This is a genomic window from Hydrogenophaga atypica, assembly GCF_042665215.1.
Lineage (GTDB): Bacteria > Pseudomonadota > Gammaproteobacteria > Burkholderiales > Burkholderiaceae_C > Hydrogenophaga > Hydrogenophaga defluvii_A.
In genome coordinates this window covers 18,197-33,978 of sequence record NZ_JBHTCA010000032.1, presented here as the reverse complement: position 1 = coordinate 33,978, position 15,782 = coordinate 18,197, and the positions used below count along the sequence as shown (strand labels likewise).

The 15,782-nt window shown below is 67.5% G+C and carries 14 protein-coding genes; 8 read left to right on the top strand and 6 right to left on the bottom strand.

Going from position 1 to position 15,782, the window contains the following annotated elements:
• A partial coding sequence (locus tag ACFQPB_RS21550) for a thiolase C-terminal domain-containing protein (protein WP_417453980.1) occupies nucleotides 1-364 on the top strand: 364 nt, incomplete at its 5' end.
• Here ACFQPB_RS21550 and ACFQPB_RS21545 read toward each other — a convergent pair.
• Nucleotides 365-1,168, bottom strand: coding sequence for an ABC transporter permease (locus tag ACFQPB_RS21545; protein ID WP_382227877.1), 804 nt, complete (start codon nucleotides 1,166-1,168; stop codon nucleotides 365-367). It abuts the gene before it with no gap.
• Between the two features lie 2 nt (nucleotides 1,169-1,170).
• A complete protein-coding gene (locus ACFQPB_RS21540; protein WP_382227875.1) occupies nucleotides 1,171-2,103 on the bottom strand; it encodes an ATP-binding cassette domain-containing protein in 933 nt (310 codons plus the stop codon).
• Nucleotides 2,104-2,158: 55 nt separating this feature from the next.
• On the opposite strand from ACFQPB_RS21540, the gene asd reads away from it, so the two are divergent.
• Entirely contained in the window at nucleotides 2,159-3,007 is an 849-nt protein-coding gene (gene asd, locus ACFQPB_RS21535) for an archaetidylserine decarboxylase (RefSeq protein WP_382227872.1), read from the top strand.
• Between the two features lie 20 nt (nucleotides 3,008-3,027).
• Nucleotides 3,028-4,230: a formate-dependent phosphoribosylglycinamide formyltransferase gene (purT, locus tag ACFQPB_RS21530; RefSeq protein WP_382227869.1), complete on the top strand. Its 1,203-nt coding sequence runs from the start codon at nucleotides 3,028-3,030 to the stop codon at nucleotides 4,228-4,230.
• A 13-nt stretch (nucleotides 4,231-4,243) separates the two neighbouring features.
• Here the strand turns inward: purT and ACFQPB_RS21525 are convergent, their stop codons facing one another.
• Together ACFQPB_RS21525 and ACFQPB_RS21520 are read right to left on the bottom strand one after the other, a co-directional pair.
• Nucleotides 4,244-5,395: a GGDEF domain-containing protein gene (locus tag ACFQPB_RS21525; protein WP_382199672.1), complete on the bottom strand. Its 1,152-nt coding sequence runs from the start codon at nucleotides 5,393-5,395 to the stop codon at nucleotides 4,244-4,246.
• 10 nt (nucleotides 5,396-5,405) lie between these two features.
• Complete coding sequence (locus ACFQPB_RS21520; RefSeq protein WP_382227866.1) at nucleotides 5,406-6,911, bottom strand: AMP nucleosidase; 1,506 nt, start codon at nucleotides 6,909-6,911, stop codon at nucleotides 5,406-5,408.
• A gap of 93 nt (nucleotides 6,912-7,004) precedes the next feature.
• Between ACFQPB_RS21520 and ACFQPB_RS21515 the strand changes: the two genes are divergently transcribed.
• The 3 genes from ACFQPB_RS21515 to ACFQPB_RS21505 all read left to right on the top strand — a co-directional run bounded on the left by ACFQPB_RS21515 (nucleotide 7,005) and on the right by ACFQPB_RS21505 (nucleotide 8,800).
• Nucleotides 7,005-7,307 carry an antibiotic biosynthesis monooxygenase family protein gene (locus tag ACFQPB_RS21515; RefSeq protein ID WP_382227864.1) on the top strand — a complete coding sequence of 101 codons (303 nt, stop codon included), beginning with the start codon at nucleotides 7,005-7,007 and terminating at the stop codon, nucleotides 7,305-7,307.
• 1 nt (nucleotide 7,308) lies between these two features.
• Nucleotides 7,309-8,151 carry a MipA/OmpV family protein gene (locus tag ACFQPB_RS21510; RefSeq protein WP_382227861.1) on the top strand — a complete coding sequence of 281 codons (843 nt, stop codon included), beginning with the start codon at nucleotides 7,309-7,311 and terminating at the stop codon, nucleotides 8,149-8,151.
• Nucleotides 8,152-8,230: 79 nt separating this feature from the next.
• On the top strand, nucleotides 8,231-8,800 hold the full coding sequence (locus tag ACFQPB_RS21505) for a hypothetical protein (protein WP_382227858.1): 570 nt from the start codon (nucleotides 8,231-8,233) through the stop codon (nucleotides 8,798-8,800).
• On the opposite strand, the gene uvrA is transcribed toward ACFQPB_RS21505, so the two are convergent.
• Nucleotides 8,801-11,752 carry an excinuclease ABC subunit UvrA gene (uvrA, locus tag ACFQPB_RS21500; protein ID WP_382227855.1) on the bottom strand — a complete coding sequence of 984 codons (2,952 nt, stop codon included), beginning with the start codon at nucleotides 11,750-11,752 and terminating at the stop codon, nucleotides 8,801-8,803.
• A gap of 14 nt (nucleotides 11,753-11,766) precedes the next feature.
• Complete coding sequence (gene norR, locus ACFQPB_RS21495) at nucleotides 11,767-13,323, bottom strand: nitric oxide reductase transcriptional regulator NorR (protein ID WP_382199679.1); 1,557 nt, start codon at nucleotides 13,321-13,323, stop codon at nucleotides 11,767-11,769.
• A 152-nt stretch (nucleotides 13,324-13,475) separates the two neighbouring features.
• Here norR and hmpA point away from each other — a divergent pair, with 152 nt between their 5' ends.
• Together hmpA and ACFQPB_RS21485 are read left to right on the top strand one after the other, a co-directional pair.
• Nucleotides 13,476-14,648 carry an NO-inducible flavohemoprotein gene (gene hmpA / locus ACFQPB_RS21490; RefSeq protein ID WP_382227852.1) on the top strand — a complete coding sequence of 391 codons (1,173 nt, stop codon included), beginning with the start codon at nucleotides 13,476-13,478 and terminating at the stop codon, nucleotides 14,646-14,648.
• A complete protein-coding gene (locus ACFQPB_RS21485) occupies nucleotides 14,649-15,782 on the top strand; it encodes an HPP family protein (RefSeq protein ID WP_382227849.1) in 1,134 nt (377 codons plus the stop codon).

The window sequence follows — 15,782 nt, the reverse complement described above, 5'->3', positions numbered from 1 at the left end:
GTGGAAACGTGCCGGCGTTGAAGGCGTGCAAGCCATGGACGGCATCGAGACACACGACTGTTTCACCACCACCGAGTACGTGGCCATCGACCACCTGGGGCTGACGGCGCCGGGGCAAAGCTGGCGGGCGGTGGAAGACGGAACCATTGAGCCCGGGGGCAAGTGCCCCATCAACATGAGCGGCGGGCTGATCGGCTGCGGGCACCCGGTGGGTGCGACGGGCACGCGCATGGTGTGGGACGCGGCACGGCAGGTGACGGGTCAGGCCGAGGCGATGCAGATCGAGGGCGCGCGGCGGCTGCAGACCTTGAACATCGGCGGCTCCTGCGCCACCGTGGTCAGCTTTGTGGTGGAGCGGGGCTGATCAACGCGCGAAGCGTTTGCGAGTGAGGGCCAGCGCGACCCAGAAGCCGATCACCGTGTAGGCCAGCAGTACCAACAGGTGCCAGCCGGCCTGCTCGGGCCAACGGTCCATGAACAGCGGGCGCACCAGCGCCACCGCATGGGTCAGCGGCAGCACGTCGGAAAACACGCGCACCCAGTCGGGCAGTTGCTCGCGCGGAAAAAACACGCCGCTCAGAAACATCATGGGCGTGAGAAACAGCGTGAAGTAGTAGGTGAAGAAATCGTAGCCCTTGGCCAGCGCGTTGAAGATGAGCGCGATACAGCTGAAGGTGATGCCCGTGCACAGCAGGATGGGCCAGGCCAGCAACAGTTTGGGGCTGTGGCTGATGCCCAGGCCCAGCATCACACCCAGGATGGCCGTGACGGTGAACAGCGCCTTGAACGCGGCCCACAACATCTCGGCCAGCAGCACGTCGTCCAGGTCCACCGGCGCGTTCATGATGCCGTCCCAGGTTTTTTGCACGTGCATGCGCGAGAAGGCGGAGTACAGCGCCTCGAAGGTGGCGGCGTTCATGGCGCTCATGCAGATGCTGCCGCTGGCCAGGAACAGGATGTAGGGCACCTGCTGCCCGCCGTGGTTGACTTGCCCGACCAGCGCACCCATGCCGTAGCCAAAGGCCACCAGCCACATCAGCGGTTCGGCGATGTTGCCCACCAGGCTGGGGATGGCCAGCTTGCGCCAGACCAGCAGGTTGCGCAGGAAAACGGGCCACCAACGCAAGGACAGGGCGGGTGGGCGCCAGAAAGAAGGGGTGTTGTGCATGGTCAGCCTTCTTCGCGGATCTGGCGTCCAGTGAGTTTGAGAAACAGGTCTTCGAGGTTGGCCGGACGGTGCAGCGTGCGCAGGCCGGGCAGCTCGTTCAATGCGTTGATCAGTTGTTTGGCGTCGGCGGTGTAGAAAAACACCGTCTCGCCGCTCACTTCCACCCGCGCGGCCAGCGCGCGCAGCGCCGCGTGTTCAGGCGCGGCATGCAGTGAGAGCGCGCCCACGCCGTACACCTCCACCACGTCGGGCTCCAGGTGCTGGGCGATCAGCTCGCGCGGGCGACCCTCGGCGATTTTGCGGCCGTGGTCGATCACCAGCAGGCGGCTGCACAGGCGCTCGGCCTCGTCCATGAAGTGGGTGGTCAACAAAATGCTTTTGCCCTGCTGCAACAGCATTTGCAGGCGCTCCCACATCAGGTGGCGGGCTTGGGGGTCCAGACCCGTGGTGGGCTCGTCGAGCAGCAGCAACTCGGGGTCGTTGACCAAAGCACGCGCCAGCGACAGGCGCCGCTTCATGCCACCCGACAATTCACCGGGCTTGGCGTTGGCCTTGTGGGTGAGGGCGGCGAACTCCAGCAGCTTCGGTATGCGCTCGCGGATGGCCGCATCGCGCATGCCGAAGTAGCGGCCATAAACGAGGATGTTCTCGGCGCAGCTGAAGTCCGGGTCCAGCGTGTCGAACTGGCTGACCACGCCCAGGCGCGCCTTGATGGCGCGGGCGTCCTGTGGCATGTCCAGGCCCATCACCTGCACCGAACCTTCGTCAGGCACGGTCTGGCCCAGGGCCATGCGGATGGTGGTGGTCTTGCCGGCGCCGTTGGGGCCGATCACGCCCAGGCATTCGCCGGGCGCGATGTCGAAAGACAGGTCTTTGACCACGGTGTTGTCGCCGTAGCGTTTGGTCAAGTGCTGAATATGCAAAAGCGGGCTCATGAGTGGCATTGTGGCACTCACTAAAATCGCCGGTTGCCCCCACAAGGAGTTCCCTTTGTCCGACCGCCTGGCCGTGTGGCCCCAATACCTGTTGCCCAAGGGCGCGCTCACGCGGTTTGCCGGCTGGGTGGCCGGTGGGCGCTGGGGTGGCCTCACCCACGCCATCATCCGGCGCTTTGTGCGCAAGTACCAGGTCAACATGCTTGAAGCGGCGCAGCCCGATATCACGGCCTACCCCAGCTTCAACGCGTTCTTCACCCGTGCGTTGAAGCCCGGCGCCCGACCGCTGGCCGAAACGCCGTGGGTGTGCCCGGTGGACGGCGCCATCAGCCAGCTCGGTGCCATCGACGGCGACCGCATCTTCCAGGCCAAGGGCCACCACTACACCACACGCGCCCTGGTGGGCGGCGACGCCGAGATGGCCGCTCGCTACGAAGGCGGGCATTTCGCGACCATCTACCTCAGCCCGCGCGACTACCACCGCATCCACATGCCCTGCGATGGCCGCTTGCGCCGCATGGTCCACGTGCCGGGCGAGCTGTTCTCGGTCAACCCGGCCACGGCGCGTGGTGTGCCCGGCCTGTTTGCCCGCAACGAGCGTGTGGTGTGCGAATTCGACACGCCCCACGGCCCCATGGTGCTGGTGCTGGTGGGCGCCACCATCGTGGGCAGCATGGCCACCGTGTGGCATGGCGTCGTCAACCCGCCGCGCCCGGGCACCGTGCGCGAATGGCGTTACGACGACGTGCCCGTGGAACTGAAACGCGGCGACGAAATGGGCCGCTTCCTGCTCGGCTCCACCGTGGTGCTGCTGTTCCCGCGTGGCACCGTAGCTTTTGCCCCCGATTGGGCGGCCGCCCGTCCCGTGCGCCTGGGTGAAGCCATGGCACACACCCTTTCTTGATCCTTCACCAGAGCATTCCCATGACCACTCTCGGCACCCCCCTGTCCCCTTCGGCCACCAAGGTCATGTTGCTCGGCTCGGGCGAGCTGGGCAAAGAGGTCCTGATCGCCCTGCAGCGCCTGGGCGTGGAAACCATCGCGGTGGACCGCTACGAGAACGCACCCGGTCAGCAGGTGGCCCACGTTGCCCGCACCATCACCATGAGCGACCCGGCCCAGCTCAAGGCCCTGATCGAGGCCGAGCGCCCGCACCTGGTGGTGCCTGAGATTGAAGCCATCGCCACGCCCATGCTCGAAGAATTGGAGGCCGCCGGCACCGTGCGCGTGATCCCCACCGCCCGCGCCGCCCGCCTGACCATGGACCGCGAGGGCATCCGTGTCTTGGCCGCCGAAACCCTGGGCCTGCCCACCAGCCCCTACAAGTTCTGCGACTCCTTGCAGGAGCTGCAGGCCGCGATCGATGGGGGCATCGGCTACCCCTGCATCGTCAAGCCGGTGATGAGTTCCAGCGGCAAGGGGCAGAGCAAGATCGACGGCCCGGCAGACGTGAAAAAAGCTTGGGACTACGCCATGGCCGGCGGCCGCGTGAGCCACGGCCGCGTGATCGTGGAAGGTTTCATCGACTTCGACTACGAAATCACGCAACTCACCGTGCGCGCGGTGGGTGCCGACGGCCAGATCGACACCCAGTTCTGCGAGCCCATCGGTCACGTGCAAGTGAGTGGTGACTATGTGGAAAGCTGGCAGCCCATGGCCATGTCAACCGCCGCTATCGACAAGTCGCGCCAGATCGCCAAGGCCGTGACCGACAACCTCGGCGGCCAGGGCCTGTTTGGCGTGGAGTTGTTCGTCAAAGGCGACCAGGTATGGTTCAGCGAAGTGAGCCCGCGCCCCCACGACACCGGCCTGGTGACCCTGTGCACCCAGCACCAGAGCGAGTTCGAGTTGCATGCCCGCGCCATCCTGGGCCTGCCGGTCGACACGTCTTTGCGCAACCCGGGCGCCAGCGCGGTGATCTACGGCGGCGTGGACGCCACCGGCATCGCCTTCGACGGTGTGGACGAGGCGCTGCGCGTGCCCGGCACCGACCTGCGCCTGTTCGGCAAGCCCGAGAGCTTCGTCAAACGCCGCATGGGCGTGGCCCTGGCCCGTGCCGCCGACACCGACACCGCACGCGCCAACGCCAAGCTGGCGGCCGGCAAGGTCAAGCCACGCTTGGCCTGACACACGCTGCCGCTCAGCCCAGCACCAGCTGTGCCCGGCCGTTTGCCTTGGCCGTGTACATGGCCTGATCGGCCCGGTTCAGCAAGGTGTCGATCTCCCCATCGCCGGCCTGCAACTCGGTGGCGCCGGCCGAGAAGGGCAGGCCAAAACCCAGAGAGGGCAAGGCCTCGGGCAGAACGCGGTTGCGCAGCCGCTGGTCCAGGGTGTGGACGGCGTTGAGCGGCGTGTCGCGCAGCAGCACGGCAAACTCCTCGCCACCCAGGCGGCCAGCCAGGTCGCTTTCGCGCACCTCTTCGCGCATCGCCTGCGCAAACAACCTCAACGCCCGGTCGCCCACGTCGTGACCGTGGCGGTCGTTGATTTTTTTGAAGTGGTCGAGATCGACCAGCATGACGGTGAGCGGCTGGCCGTGGCGGCGCGCATGGGCCAAGGCGGCGGCGGCCTGCTCGTGCCAGGCGCGGTGGTTGAGCACACCCGTCAGGCCATCGGTGCGGGCAAGGGTGCGCAACTGCGCTTCGGCTTCGTCGCGCCAGGCCACCAGGATGGCCACGGTGATCAGCACCAGCACCACGTTGGCTGCCACCTGAGCGCCCAGGTTGACCGGGTGGGGTGCCTCGAAGCTGGGGTACAGCTCGGGAAAGAACGCGCCCATCACACCGCGAGCGAAGGTGAACCCCGCGATGAGTGCGTGGCAGCCGGCCAGCAGCCAGCGCCAGTGGCGGCGGGCGGGGCGCACCGGCCACAGCGCGGCCCGGGCCACCACCAGCAACTGCGCCGCCAGCAGGAAGTTGGCCCAGCCCACGCGGGGGCTGTAGTGCGGGAATAGCAGGGCGTAGCCCAGCGGCATCAACAGCACCAGCGCCAGCAGCAGGTGTTTGCCGGGGCGCGGGCCCAGCCATTGCTCCAGCGCGCCAAACAACAGCCAGGGGGCCAGCGAGGCGAACACCATGGTGGCGGTGGACAGCGCCCAGTCCAGCCAATGCCCGACCCAAAAACCCGAGGCGATGATGCACACCCAACCCGCCATCTGGCTCAGCAGACTCCATTGCGCCAGGCGCCCGGCGCGGCTCACCTGCCGCCCCATCAGCAAAGGCAGCGCCAGCGACACCGTGAACAGGTTGAACGCGGTGAGGACGAGGACGGTGAAGACGTTGATCTGAGCCATGGGGCGCGGCTTACTGGAACGCCACCTCCGCAAAGCTGCGCAGCTTGCGGCTGTGCAGGGCGTCCACGCCACCGGCGCGCAAGCGTTCCACCGCGCGTATGCCGATGCGCAGGTGTTGATCCACCCGCTCACGGTAGAAGTGGTTGGCCATGCCGGGCAGCTTGATTTCGCCGTGCAGGGGTTTGTCGCTCACACACAGCAAGGTGCCGTAGGGCACGCGGAAGCGGAAGCCGTTGGCGGCGATGGTGGCGCTTTCCATGTCCAGCGCCACGGCGCGGCTTTGGCTGAAGCGCCGCTGTGGCGTGTTGTCGGGCAGCAACTCCCAGTTGCGGTTGTCGGTGCTGGCCACGGTGCCGGTGCGCATGATGCGCTTGAGGTCGGCGCTTTGCAGGCCGGTGACGTCGGCCACCGCGCTTTCCAGCGCCACCTGGATCTCGGCCAGCGCGGGGATGGGCACCCAGAGCGGCAGTTCTTCATCGAGCACGTGGTCCTCGCGCACGTAGGCGTGGGCCAGCACATAGTCGCCCAGCTGCTGGCTGTTGCGCAGGCCGGCGCAGTGGCCCAGCATCAGCCAGGCGTGGGGGCGCAACACGGCGATGTGGTCGGTGATGGTTTTGGCGTTGCTGGGGCCCACGCCGATGTTGACCATGGTGATGCCGGAGTGGTCGCGGCGGATCAGGTGGTAGCCGGGCATCTGGGGCAGGCGCGGAGGGGCTTTGCCGAGCGCGTCAACCGGCTCGGTGGGCAGGCCCACGCGGCGGGTGACCACGTTGCCCGGTTCGACGAAGGCGATGTAGTCGCTGTCGGGCTTGGCCATCTCGGCGTGGCCGAGCTTGATGAATTCGTCGATGTAGAACTGGTAGTTGGTGAACAACACGAAGTTCTGGAAGTGCTCGGGCGCGGTGCCGCTGTAGTGGCGCAGGCGTTGCAGCGAGTAGTCCACGCGCGGCGCGGTGAACAGCGACAGCGGCTCGGGCTGGCCGGGCGGCGTCTGGTGGGTGCCGTTGGCGATGCCGTCGTCCATCACGGTCAGGTCGGGCAGGTCGAAGACCTCGCGCATGAGCGCGCGGCGCTGCGCCGTCATCTCGCCCTCCACGTGGTCGTGTTCGGCAAACGAAAAGTGCACCGGGATGGGTTGGTTGCCCACGCCCACCTGCAGTTCACCGCCGTGGTTTTGCAGCAGCAGACGGAACTGTTCGAGGTAGTAGTGTGCAAACAGGTCCGGGCGGGTCAGCGTGGTTTCAAAATCGCCCGCGCCGCTGACAAAGCCGTAGGACAGGTGTTTGTCGGCGCCGTCCTGGCGCAGCGCGGTGTGCGTCTGCAGGCGCACAAAGGGGTAGCAGGCGCGCACGCGCTGGCCGTCGGGCCAGGTGCCGGCCACAAAGGCGGCCAGCGAGCTGCGCAGGTGGGCGATGGCCTGGTCGTACAGGTGCTGCACCTGGGCGAGTGCGGCCGCTGGGTCGGTGTAGGACACGGGCGCCACAAAGGCGGGACGGATGGTGGGAGCGTGGGACATGGACGTATTGTGCGGGAGCGAGGTGACAACACCCATGCACGTGGTGTGCCCGTTACCATAGGATCACCACATCACTCTGAAGACGGGCATCCCATGATTCTTGAACTCGCCGACATCCGCATCCAGCCTGGCCAGCAGGCCGCTTTCGAAGAAGCCATCCAGCGCGGTGTGGCCACGGTGATTGCCCAGGCCAAGGGTTTCCAGGGTTTCAAGGTCAACCACAGCCTGGAGTCGCCCGAGCGTTACGTGCTGATGATTTACTGGACCACGCTGGAGAACCACACGGTGGATTTCCGCCAGTCCGAGGCCTTTACCCAATGGCGTGCCATCGTCGGCCCCTTCTTTGCCGGCCCGCCGACGGTGGAACATTTCGAGCTGGTCGCCAAGTCGAATTGATATGAAAACACCGCGCGCCGCCTTGGTTCTGCTGCCTTGCCTGTTGCTGTGGGCCGGACAGGCCGGTGCGGTGCGCCTTGAATCGACCGAGGGCGCCGAGCCGGGAGACCCGGGGGCGGGCGACTACCTGCTGGGCAGCATGCTCAGCACCTCGGGCAACCACGTGGGCGAGCCCGGGCGGGGTGCCAGCTTGCGGCCTTTGTGGTCGGTGCAGTGGCGCAACTGGCGCATCACCACCACCCGCGCCAGTGCCCTGTGGCGGCTGGGGCGCGATGGCATCGACCCCGGCGTCAGCACGGTGCTGGTCGATCAAAGCCGCTTCCGCCTCAGCGCATCGCTGCAGATCGATGGCGGCCGGCGTTCGGGTGACGACGCCTACCTGGCCGGCCTGCCCGAGGTGCAGCGCACCCTGCGAGGCCGGGTGACGGCGCGCTACGCCCTCAGCGACCACTGGTCGGTCGCGCTGGCCGCCTCGCACGACCTGCGCAACCGCGACCGCGCTGGCACGCTCACGCCGTCCATCAAATACCGCCACCCGACCGAGTCGGGCACGCTGTGGGAGGCATCTTTGTCGGCCGTGGCGGGCAACGACGAGCACCTGCAGACCTTCTACGGCATCACGCCGGCCGCAGCCATGGCTGCAGGCCGTGCCCCCTACGAGCCCAGTGGCGGCCTGCACCAGTGGCGACTGGGCCTGGACGTGAGCCACCCCTTGAGCGCACGCTGGGTGGTGTTTGGCGGTGTGGGGCTGTCCAGCCTGGTGGGTGATGCCCGGCGCAGCCCGCTGGTGTCGCGCGCCAGCACCTGGGGCGCCAACCTGGGCGTGGCCTACCGCTGCTGCTGAGCGCCTTGCATTCGCTTACAGCGCTTCACGCGGGCATCAAACGGCCCCGTTACGATGACGCGGTGTTTTGGAGAAAACCATGAAATCGATCCTGTCTGTGACGCTGGCTTGTGTGTCCGCGATGTGTTTGGCTGGCCCGGTGCTGGCCGAAAAACCCGACTGGGCCGGGCAGGGCAATGGCAAAGGCCACGGCAAACCCGACAAACACCAGAACGAACGCGGCGATCGGGAGCGCCCCCGCGAGCGTGACCACGAGCGAGCGCCCGTGGTGCGGCAGGGCTCAGGATCGTCGGTGGCCATCAGCGGCAATGTCGGCAATGTCGGCGGTGTCCAGATCGGCGCCTATTTCGGCTCCCCCCAGCGGCAGGCCTTGCACGACTACTACGCGCCGCAGTTCCGCGCTGGCAAGTGCCCGCCGGGCTTGGCCAAGAAGGGCAACGGCTGCCTGCCGCCGGGCCAGGCCAAGAAGTGGCGTGTGGGCCAACCGCTGCCGCGCGACGTGGTGTACTACCCCGTGCCCAACGAGATTTCGGTGCGCATCGGCCTGCCGCCGGCGGGGCACAAGTACGTGCGCGTGGCCGCCGACATCCTGCTGATCGCTGTCGGCACCAGCATGGTCATCGATGCCGTCGAAGACCTGACGCGCTGATCAGGTGAGCAGCCGTTTGAGGTAACGCCCGGTGTGGCTGGCCGGGTTGCTGGCCAGTTCTTCGGGCGTGCCAAAGCCCACCACCGTGCCGCCGCCGTCGCCGCCTTCCGGCCCCATGTCGATCAGCCAGTCGGCGGTCTTGATGACGTCCAGGTTGTGCTCGATGACGACGATGGTGTTGCCCGCATCGCGCAACTGGTGCAGCACCTTGAGCAGCAGCTCGATGTCGGCGAAGTGCAGGCCGGTGGTGGGTTCGTCCAGGATGTAGAGCGTGCGGCCGGTGTCGCGTTTGCTCAGCTCCTGCGCCAGCTTCACGCGCTGGGCCTCGCCGCCCGACAAGGTGGTGGCGCTTTGCCCCAGGCGTATGTAGCTCAGGCCCACGTCCAGCAGGGTCTGCAGCTTGCGCGCCAGCGTGGGCACGGCGCTGAAGAAGGCGAAGGCCTGCTCCACCGTCAGGTCCAGGATATGCGCGATGTTCTTGCCCTTGTAGAGCACTTCCAGCGTCTCGCGGTTGTAGCGCTGGCCGTGGCAGACCTCGCAGGGCACGTACACGTCGGGCAGGAAGTGCATCTCCACCTTGACCACGCCATCGCCCTGGCAAGCCTCGCAGCGCCCACCCGAGACGTTGAAGCTGAAGCGGCCTGGGCCGTAACCGCGCTCGCGTGCGGTCGGCACCTCGGCCATCAGCTCGCGAATGCCGGTGAACAGGCCGGTGTAAGTGGCCGGGTTGCTGCGCGGCGTGCGGCCAATGGGGCTTTGGTCGACGTTGATGACCTTGTCGAAATGCTGCAGGCCGTCGATCTCGTCGTGAGGCGCCGGTTCGTCGTGTGCGCGGTACAGGTGGCGCGCCACGGCCTTGTGCAGGGTGTCGTTGACCAGGGTGGACTTGCCCGAGCCGGACACGCCGGTGACGCAGGTGAACAGACCGACCGGGAAACGTGCCGTCACGCCCTTGAGGCTGTGGCCCGTGGCGTTGACCACGGTCAGCCAATCGTCCTTGGCGGCATGGCGCGAGGCAGGCACCGCAATACAACGCGCGCCCGACAGGTACTGGCCGGTCAGCGATTCCGGCGCAGCCATCACCTGGGCAAAGCTGCCCTCGGCCATCACCCGGCCGCCGTGTACGCCGGCACCCGGCCCCATGTCGATCACGTGGTCGGCGGCGCGGATCATGTCCTCGTCGTGTTCCACCACCAGCACGCTGTTGCCGATGTCGCGCAGGTGTTGCAGCGTGCCGATGAGGCGGTCGTTGTCGCGCTGGTGCAGGCCGATGCTGGGTTCGTCCAGCACGTACATCACGCCGGTCAGGCCGCTGCCGATCTGGCTGGCCAGGCGAATGCGCTGGGCCTCGCCGCCCGACAGCGTTTCGGCGCTGCGCTCCAGGCTCAGGTAGTTCAAACCGACGTCATTCAAGAACTTCAGCCGCAGGCCAATTTCGCGCACCACCTTGTCGGCGATGTCGGCCTTGCTGCCGCTCAAGCGCAGGGTGTTGAAGTAGGCCAGAGCCTCGCCCAGCGTCACGCGGCCGATGGCGTAAATGGGGCGGCGTTGCTCGCCCTCGCCCACAAACACATGGCGCGCCTCGCGCCGCAGCCGGGTGCCGTCGCATTCGGGGCAATGCTGGGTGCTGCGGTAGCGGCCCAGTTCCTCGCGCACCGCGCTGGAATCGGTCTCGCGCCAGCGGCGCTCGAAGTTGCGCACAATGCCTTCGAAGGGGTGCTTTTTGCTGACCTTCTTGCCTGCCGACTGGCCGGATTCCATCATGTAGCTGAACTTGATGGCTTCTTCGCCCGAGCCGTACAGCACCGCCTGGCGCACCGCCGCGGGCAACTGCTCGAAGGGGGTGTCGGGGTCGAAGCCGTAGTGCATGCCCAGGCTTTCGATCATCGCGAAGTAGTAGGCGTTGCGCCGGTCCCAGCCCTTGATGGCGCCGCTGGCCAGGCTCAGCGTGGGGAAGGCCACCACCCGCTCGGCGTCAAACACCTCGGTGTGGCCCAGGCCGTCGCAGGCCGGGCAGGCGCCTTGGGGCGAGTTGAAGGAAAACAGGCGCGGCTCCAACTCGCCCAGCGCGTAGCTGCACAGCGGGCACGAAAACCGGGCGCTGAACAGGTGCTCTTTGCCCGTGTCCATTTCTATCGCAATGGCCTTGCCGTCGGCCAGGCGCAGCGCGGCCTCAAAACTTTCGGCCAGGCGTTGCTGCATGTCGGGCCGCACCTTGAGGCGGTCGATCACCACGTCGATGTCGTGTTTTTCGGTCTTCTTGAGCGCGGGCAGGTCTTCAAACGACACCGTTTCGCCATTGAGCCGGAAGCGCACATAACCCTGGGCCTGCAGGTCGGCAAAAACTTCGGTGAACTCGCCCTTGCGTTCGCGGGCGATGGGGGCCAGCACCATGAGCTTGGTGTCCTCGGGCAGGGCCAGGGCGGCGTCCACCATCTGGCTTACGGTCTGGGCCTGCAGCGGCAGATCGTGGGTGGGGCAGTGTGGCGTGCCGGCGCGGGCAAACAGCAAGCGCAGGTAGTCGTGGATTTCGGTCACCGTGCCCACGGTGGAGCGCGGGTTGTGGCTGGTGGCTTTCTGCTCGATGCTGATGGCCGGCGAGAGGCCTTCGATCAGGTCCACGTCGGGTTTGTCCATCAGCTGCAAAAACTGGCGCGCGTAGGCTGAGAGGCTTTCCACATAACGCCGCTGGCCCTCGGCATACAGCGTGTCGAAGGCCAGGCTGGACTTGCCCGAACCCGACAGCCCGGTGATGACCACCAGCTGGTTGCGTGGGATGTCCAGGTCCACGTTCTTGAGGTTGTGGGTGCGCGCGCCGCGCACGCTGATGTGCGTTTGTGCCAAGGCTCTGCGCAGGTAGGTGCCCTCATCGGCTGGGCTGAGGGGGGTGTCGGAGGCGGTGGTGTGGAGCGGGGCGTTCACGGGGCGGGCGCGTTCTGGGCAACCCGCCATGATAGTGCGCGCCGCTATTTGGGGTGGTGCAGGCCCAGCCGTTTGGCCAGGCGGACCAGGTTGGCTCGGTCCACCTGCAGTTCGCGGGCGGCGCTGGCCCAGTTGTGGGCGTGCCGTTCCAGGGTGTCTTGCACCAGCTGGCGTTCGACCGCTTCCACCCGCTGGCGCAGGCCCATTGCCGATGGCGCGCTGGGCAGGGGCGCTGGCCGCGCGATGGGGGCTGGCTGGGCCTGGGGCAGCCCCAGGTCCAAGTCTGTGAGGGTGAGGATGCGGGGGCGGGGTTGTTGCCGGCCCAGCGCCTTGAGCACACTGCGTCCGATCAGGTGCTCCAGCTCGCGCACGTTGCCCGGCCAGTCGTAGGCCAGCAGGGCGGCCTGGGCCGCCGCGTCCAGCCGCAGCCCGCCCAGGCCCAGGCGGGAGCGGTTGTCTTCCAGAAAATGGCCGCTGAGCAACAGCACGTCGCGCCCGCGTTCGCGCAAGGCCGGCACCGGCAGGGGGTAGACGCTCAGGCGGTGGTAGATGTCGGCGCGCAGGCGCCCGGCGCGCACCTCGGCGGCCAGGTCGCGGTTGGTGGCCACGATCAGGCGCACGTCCACATGGTGCTCGCGGTCGGAGCCCAGGCGCTGCAATTGGCCACTTTGCAGCACACGCAGCAGTTTGGCCTGCACGGCCAGGGGCAACTCGCCCACCTCGTCCAGGAACAGGGTGCCGCCGTCCGCCAGTTCAAACTTGCCCCGACGGTCGTTCACCGCACCGGTGAAGGCGCCGCGCACGTGGCCGAACAGTTCGCTCTCCACCAGGGTCTCGGGCAGGGCCGCGCAGTTGAGGCTGACCAGGGGGCGGTCGGCGCGCGGCGAGCGCGCGTGCAAAGCCTGCGCCACCAGCTCTTTGCCCACGCCCGTTTCGCCCGTGACCAGCACCGTGAGGTCGCTGGCGCCCACCAAATCAATGTCCTTGAGCAAGCGTTTGAACGCGGGGCTGTGCCCCAGCAGGGGCCGTTCGGGCTGGCCGGCGGCGCGCCGGTAGGACTCCGCGCGCAGGTGCTCGCTTTGTGCCAACTGGGCCAGGCGGTTGATGCGCATGGCCGCGCCCACGGTGGCGGAGGCCAGGCTGCCAAAGGCCTGTAGCACGTCAAGGTGGGCGTCGCTGAAGCTGCCCGGGCGCAGGGAGTCCAGTGTCAGCACCCCCCACGCCTTGCCCTCCACCTGCAATGCACAGCCCATGCAGTCGTGCACATGCAGGTGCCCGTGAAGACCGTCGACCAGGCCGTCGTAGGGGTCGGGCAAGGGGCTGTCGGGTGCAAACCGCCGTGGCCCGGGCGCGTCGAGCAAGGCTTTCAAGCGCGGGTGTTCGGCCACCTTGAAGCGCCGCCCCAGGGTGTCGCGGCTCAGGCCGTCGGTGGCCAGGGGCAACAGGCTGTCACCCTCCAAGCGGAGCAGGGCCACCGCATCGCACGGAAACAGGGTGCGCAGGGTGTGCAGCAGTCGGCGGTAGCGTTCGGCTTCGGGGATGTCCTGCGGCAGGTCGGCCACCAGGGGCACCAGTGTGCGCAGCCATTCGGATGTAGTCATTGTGACCTGCGACGAAGTCTTTATGACTTCGGTTTGATGTGTGTCAAATCGACATTATCGCTGGCAAGTCCTTGATTTTTATAGTGGTCCCAGATGGCACAAGGGTTGCAACGGAGCGTGCCTCTCTTGTTCCACTTTCTGAAGGACGTTTTGTGCTCACCGAATCCCAGCGTGCCATCGTCAAGGCCACCGTGCCTCTGCTTGAAACCGGCGGCGAGGCGCTGACCACCCATTTCTACCGCGTCATGCTGGGCGAATACCCCGAGGTGCGACCGCTGTTCAACCAGGCCCATCAGGCCAGCGGCGACCAACCGCGTGCCCTGGCCCACAGCGTGCTCATGTACGCCAAACACATCGACCGCCTGGAAGCCCTGGGCGATTTGCCGGCCCAGATCATCAACAAACACGTGTCGCTGCAGGTGTTGCCCGAGCACTACCCCATTGTGGGTGCCTGCCTGTTGCGCGCCATCCGCGAGGTGCTGGGCGTCGAGATCGCCACCGACGAGGTGATCGCCGCTTGGGGTGCGGCCTATCAGCAGCTGGCCGACATCCTGATTGGCGCCGAGGAGCAGGCCTACCGCGCCAACGCCGAGCAAACCGGCGGTTGGCGCGGCGCGCGCGCTTTCCGCGTGGCGCGCAAGGTGGCCGAGAGCAGCGAGATCAGCTCCTTCTACCTGCGCCCGGTGGACGGCCAGCCGGTGATGGCCCACCAGCCGGGGCAGTACATTGGGCTGCGTTTGGTCATTGCTGGGCAGGAGCAGCGCCGCAACTACTCGCTGTCGGCCCTGCCCAACGGGCAGGAGTTGCGCATCAGCGTCAAACGCGAAGCCGAAGGTGTGGTGTCGCGTTTCCTGCACGACGAGGTGCGCGAGGGCGACACGCTGGAGGTCTTCCCCCCGGCCGGCGCTTTCACCCTACAGCCTGGCGACAAGCCGTTGGTGTTGATCAGCGGCGGTGTGGGCATCACCCCCACCCTGGCCATGCTCAGCGAGGCGCTGCAAAGCGGGCGCACGGTGCACTTCATCCACTGCGCGCGCAACCGCGCCGTGCACGCCTTCCGCGACACCATCGACGCCCTGGCGGCGCGCCACCCGCAACTCCAGCGCTTTTATTGCTACGACCAGGCCGACGAAGGCGCCGACGCCGTGGGTTTGCTGGACCAGGCGCGCCTGGCCCAGTGGCTGCCTGCCAACCGCGACGTGGACGCCTATTTCCTCGGCCCCAAGCCTTTCATGGCTCTGGTCAGGCGCAGCCTGCTGGCCCTGGGCGTGCCCGAGGCGCAGACGCGTTACGAGTTCTTCGGCCCGGCGGCCGCCCTGCGCTGAGTGCGCGCCGACCAACACCCGCTCGCGGTCTGGTTGCGGGCGTTGTGGCCCGTGCCGCTGGCGGCCGGGCGGCGCGAGCTGTGGCTGGGCGGCCTGGGCGTGGGCCTGGGGTTGCTGGGCACCGAGTGGCTGGGCCGGCACTGGCTGGGTGGCAGCCACCTGTGGTTCATCGCCCCCATGGGCGCTTCGGCCGTGTTGCTGTTCATGTTGCCTGCCAGCCCACTGGCCCAACCGTGGGCGGCGCTGGGGGGCAACCTGGTGTCGGCGCTGATCGGCCTGCTGGCCTACCACTGGTGGGGCGACAGCGGGCCGGTGGCGGCACTGGCCGGCGCGGTCGCGGTGGGTGCCATGGCGGTGTTGCGTTGCCTGCACCCGCCGGGTGGGGCGGTGGCGCTCACGGCGGTTCTGGGCGGTGCTGATGTGCACCGGCTGGGCCTGGGCTTTGCCTTTGGGCCGGTGCTCGTCAATTCGGCGTGTATGGTGGTGCTGGCCCTGTTGTTCCACCACCTCGCTGGCCGCCGCTACCCGCACCATGCGGCGCCCGCGCCCCACCGCACCAGCGACCCCCTGCCCACCCACCGCACGGGCGTTCAGCCCACCGACCTGGACGCAGCCCTGGCCTCGTTTGGCGAGGTGCTGGACATCGACCGCGACGATCTGGAGGAGATCATGGTGCGCGCCCAGCTCCACGCCCAGCGGCGGCACTGGGCTGGTGTTTTGTGTGAGCACATCATGTCGCGCGACGTGGTGCGCATCGGGCCCGACGACCGTGTTGATGAAGCCTGGCGCCGCCTGGCCAGCCACAAGGTCAAGGCCTTGCCAGTGACCGAAGCCAACGGGCGCCTGGTGGGCATCGTGTCGCTGCACGATTTTTTCATCGGGCAGAGCGCCCCGGTTCCGCCGCGTCCTCCGCTGCTCAGCACGGCGCGCCGCGTGCACGAGATCATGTCGCGGCACGTCATCACCGCGCGGCCACACCAGTCCGTGGCCGATCTGGTGCCTGGCTTTTCGGACGGTGGCCTGCACCACATGCCGGTGGTGGACGGGCAGGACCGGGTGGTGGGCATGGTCACCCAGTCCGACTTGGTGGCGGCCTTGTTCAAGAACCGCTCCCCCGCCAACGGCGCGGCATGA

Coding starts and splice junctions, on each gene's coding strand:
- ACFQPB_RS21545 (WP_382227877.1), bottom strand. CDS start 1,168: ATGCACAACACCCCTTCTTTCTGGCGCCCACCCGCCCTGTCCTTGCGT.
- ACFQPB_RS21540 (WP_382227875.1), bottom strand. CDS start 2,103: ATGAGCCCGCTTTTGCATATTCAGCACTTGACCAAACGCTACGGCGAC.
- purT (WP_382227869.1), top strand. CDS start 3,028: ATGACCACTCTCGGCACCCCCCTGTCCCCTTCGGCCACCAAGGTCATG.
- ACFQPB_RS21525 (WP_382199672.1), bottom strand. CDS start 5,395: ATGGCTCAGATCAACGTCTTCACCGTCCTCGTCCTCACCGCGTTCAAC.
- ACFQPB_RS21520 (WP_382227866.1), bottom strand. CDS start 6,911: ATGTCCCACGCTCCCACCATCCGTCCCGCCTTTGTGGCGCCCGTGTCC.
- ACFQPB_RS21515 (WP_382227864.1), top strand. CDS start 7,005: ATGATTCTTGAACTCGCCGACATCCGCATCCAGCCTGGCCAGCAGGCC.
- ACFQPB_RS21510 (WP_382227861.1), top strand. CDS start 7,309: ATGAAAACACCGCGCGCCGCCTTGGTTCTGCTGCCTTGCCTGTTGCTG.
- ACFQPB_RS21505 (WP_382227858.1), top strand. CDS start 8,231: ATGAAATCGATCCTGTCTGTGACGCTGGCTTGTGTGTCCGCGATGTGT.
- uvrA (WP_382227855.1), bottom strand. CDS start 11,752: ATGGCGGGTTGCCCAGAACGCGCCCGCCCCGTGAACGCCCCGCTCCAC.
- norR (WP_382199679.1), bottom strand. CDS start 13,323: ATGACTACATCCGAATGGCTGCGCACACTGGTGCCCCTGGTGGCCGAC.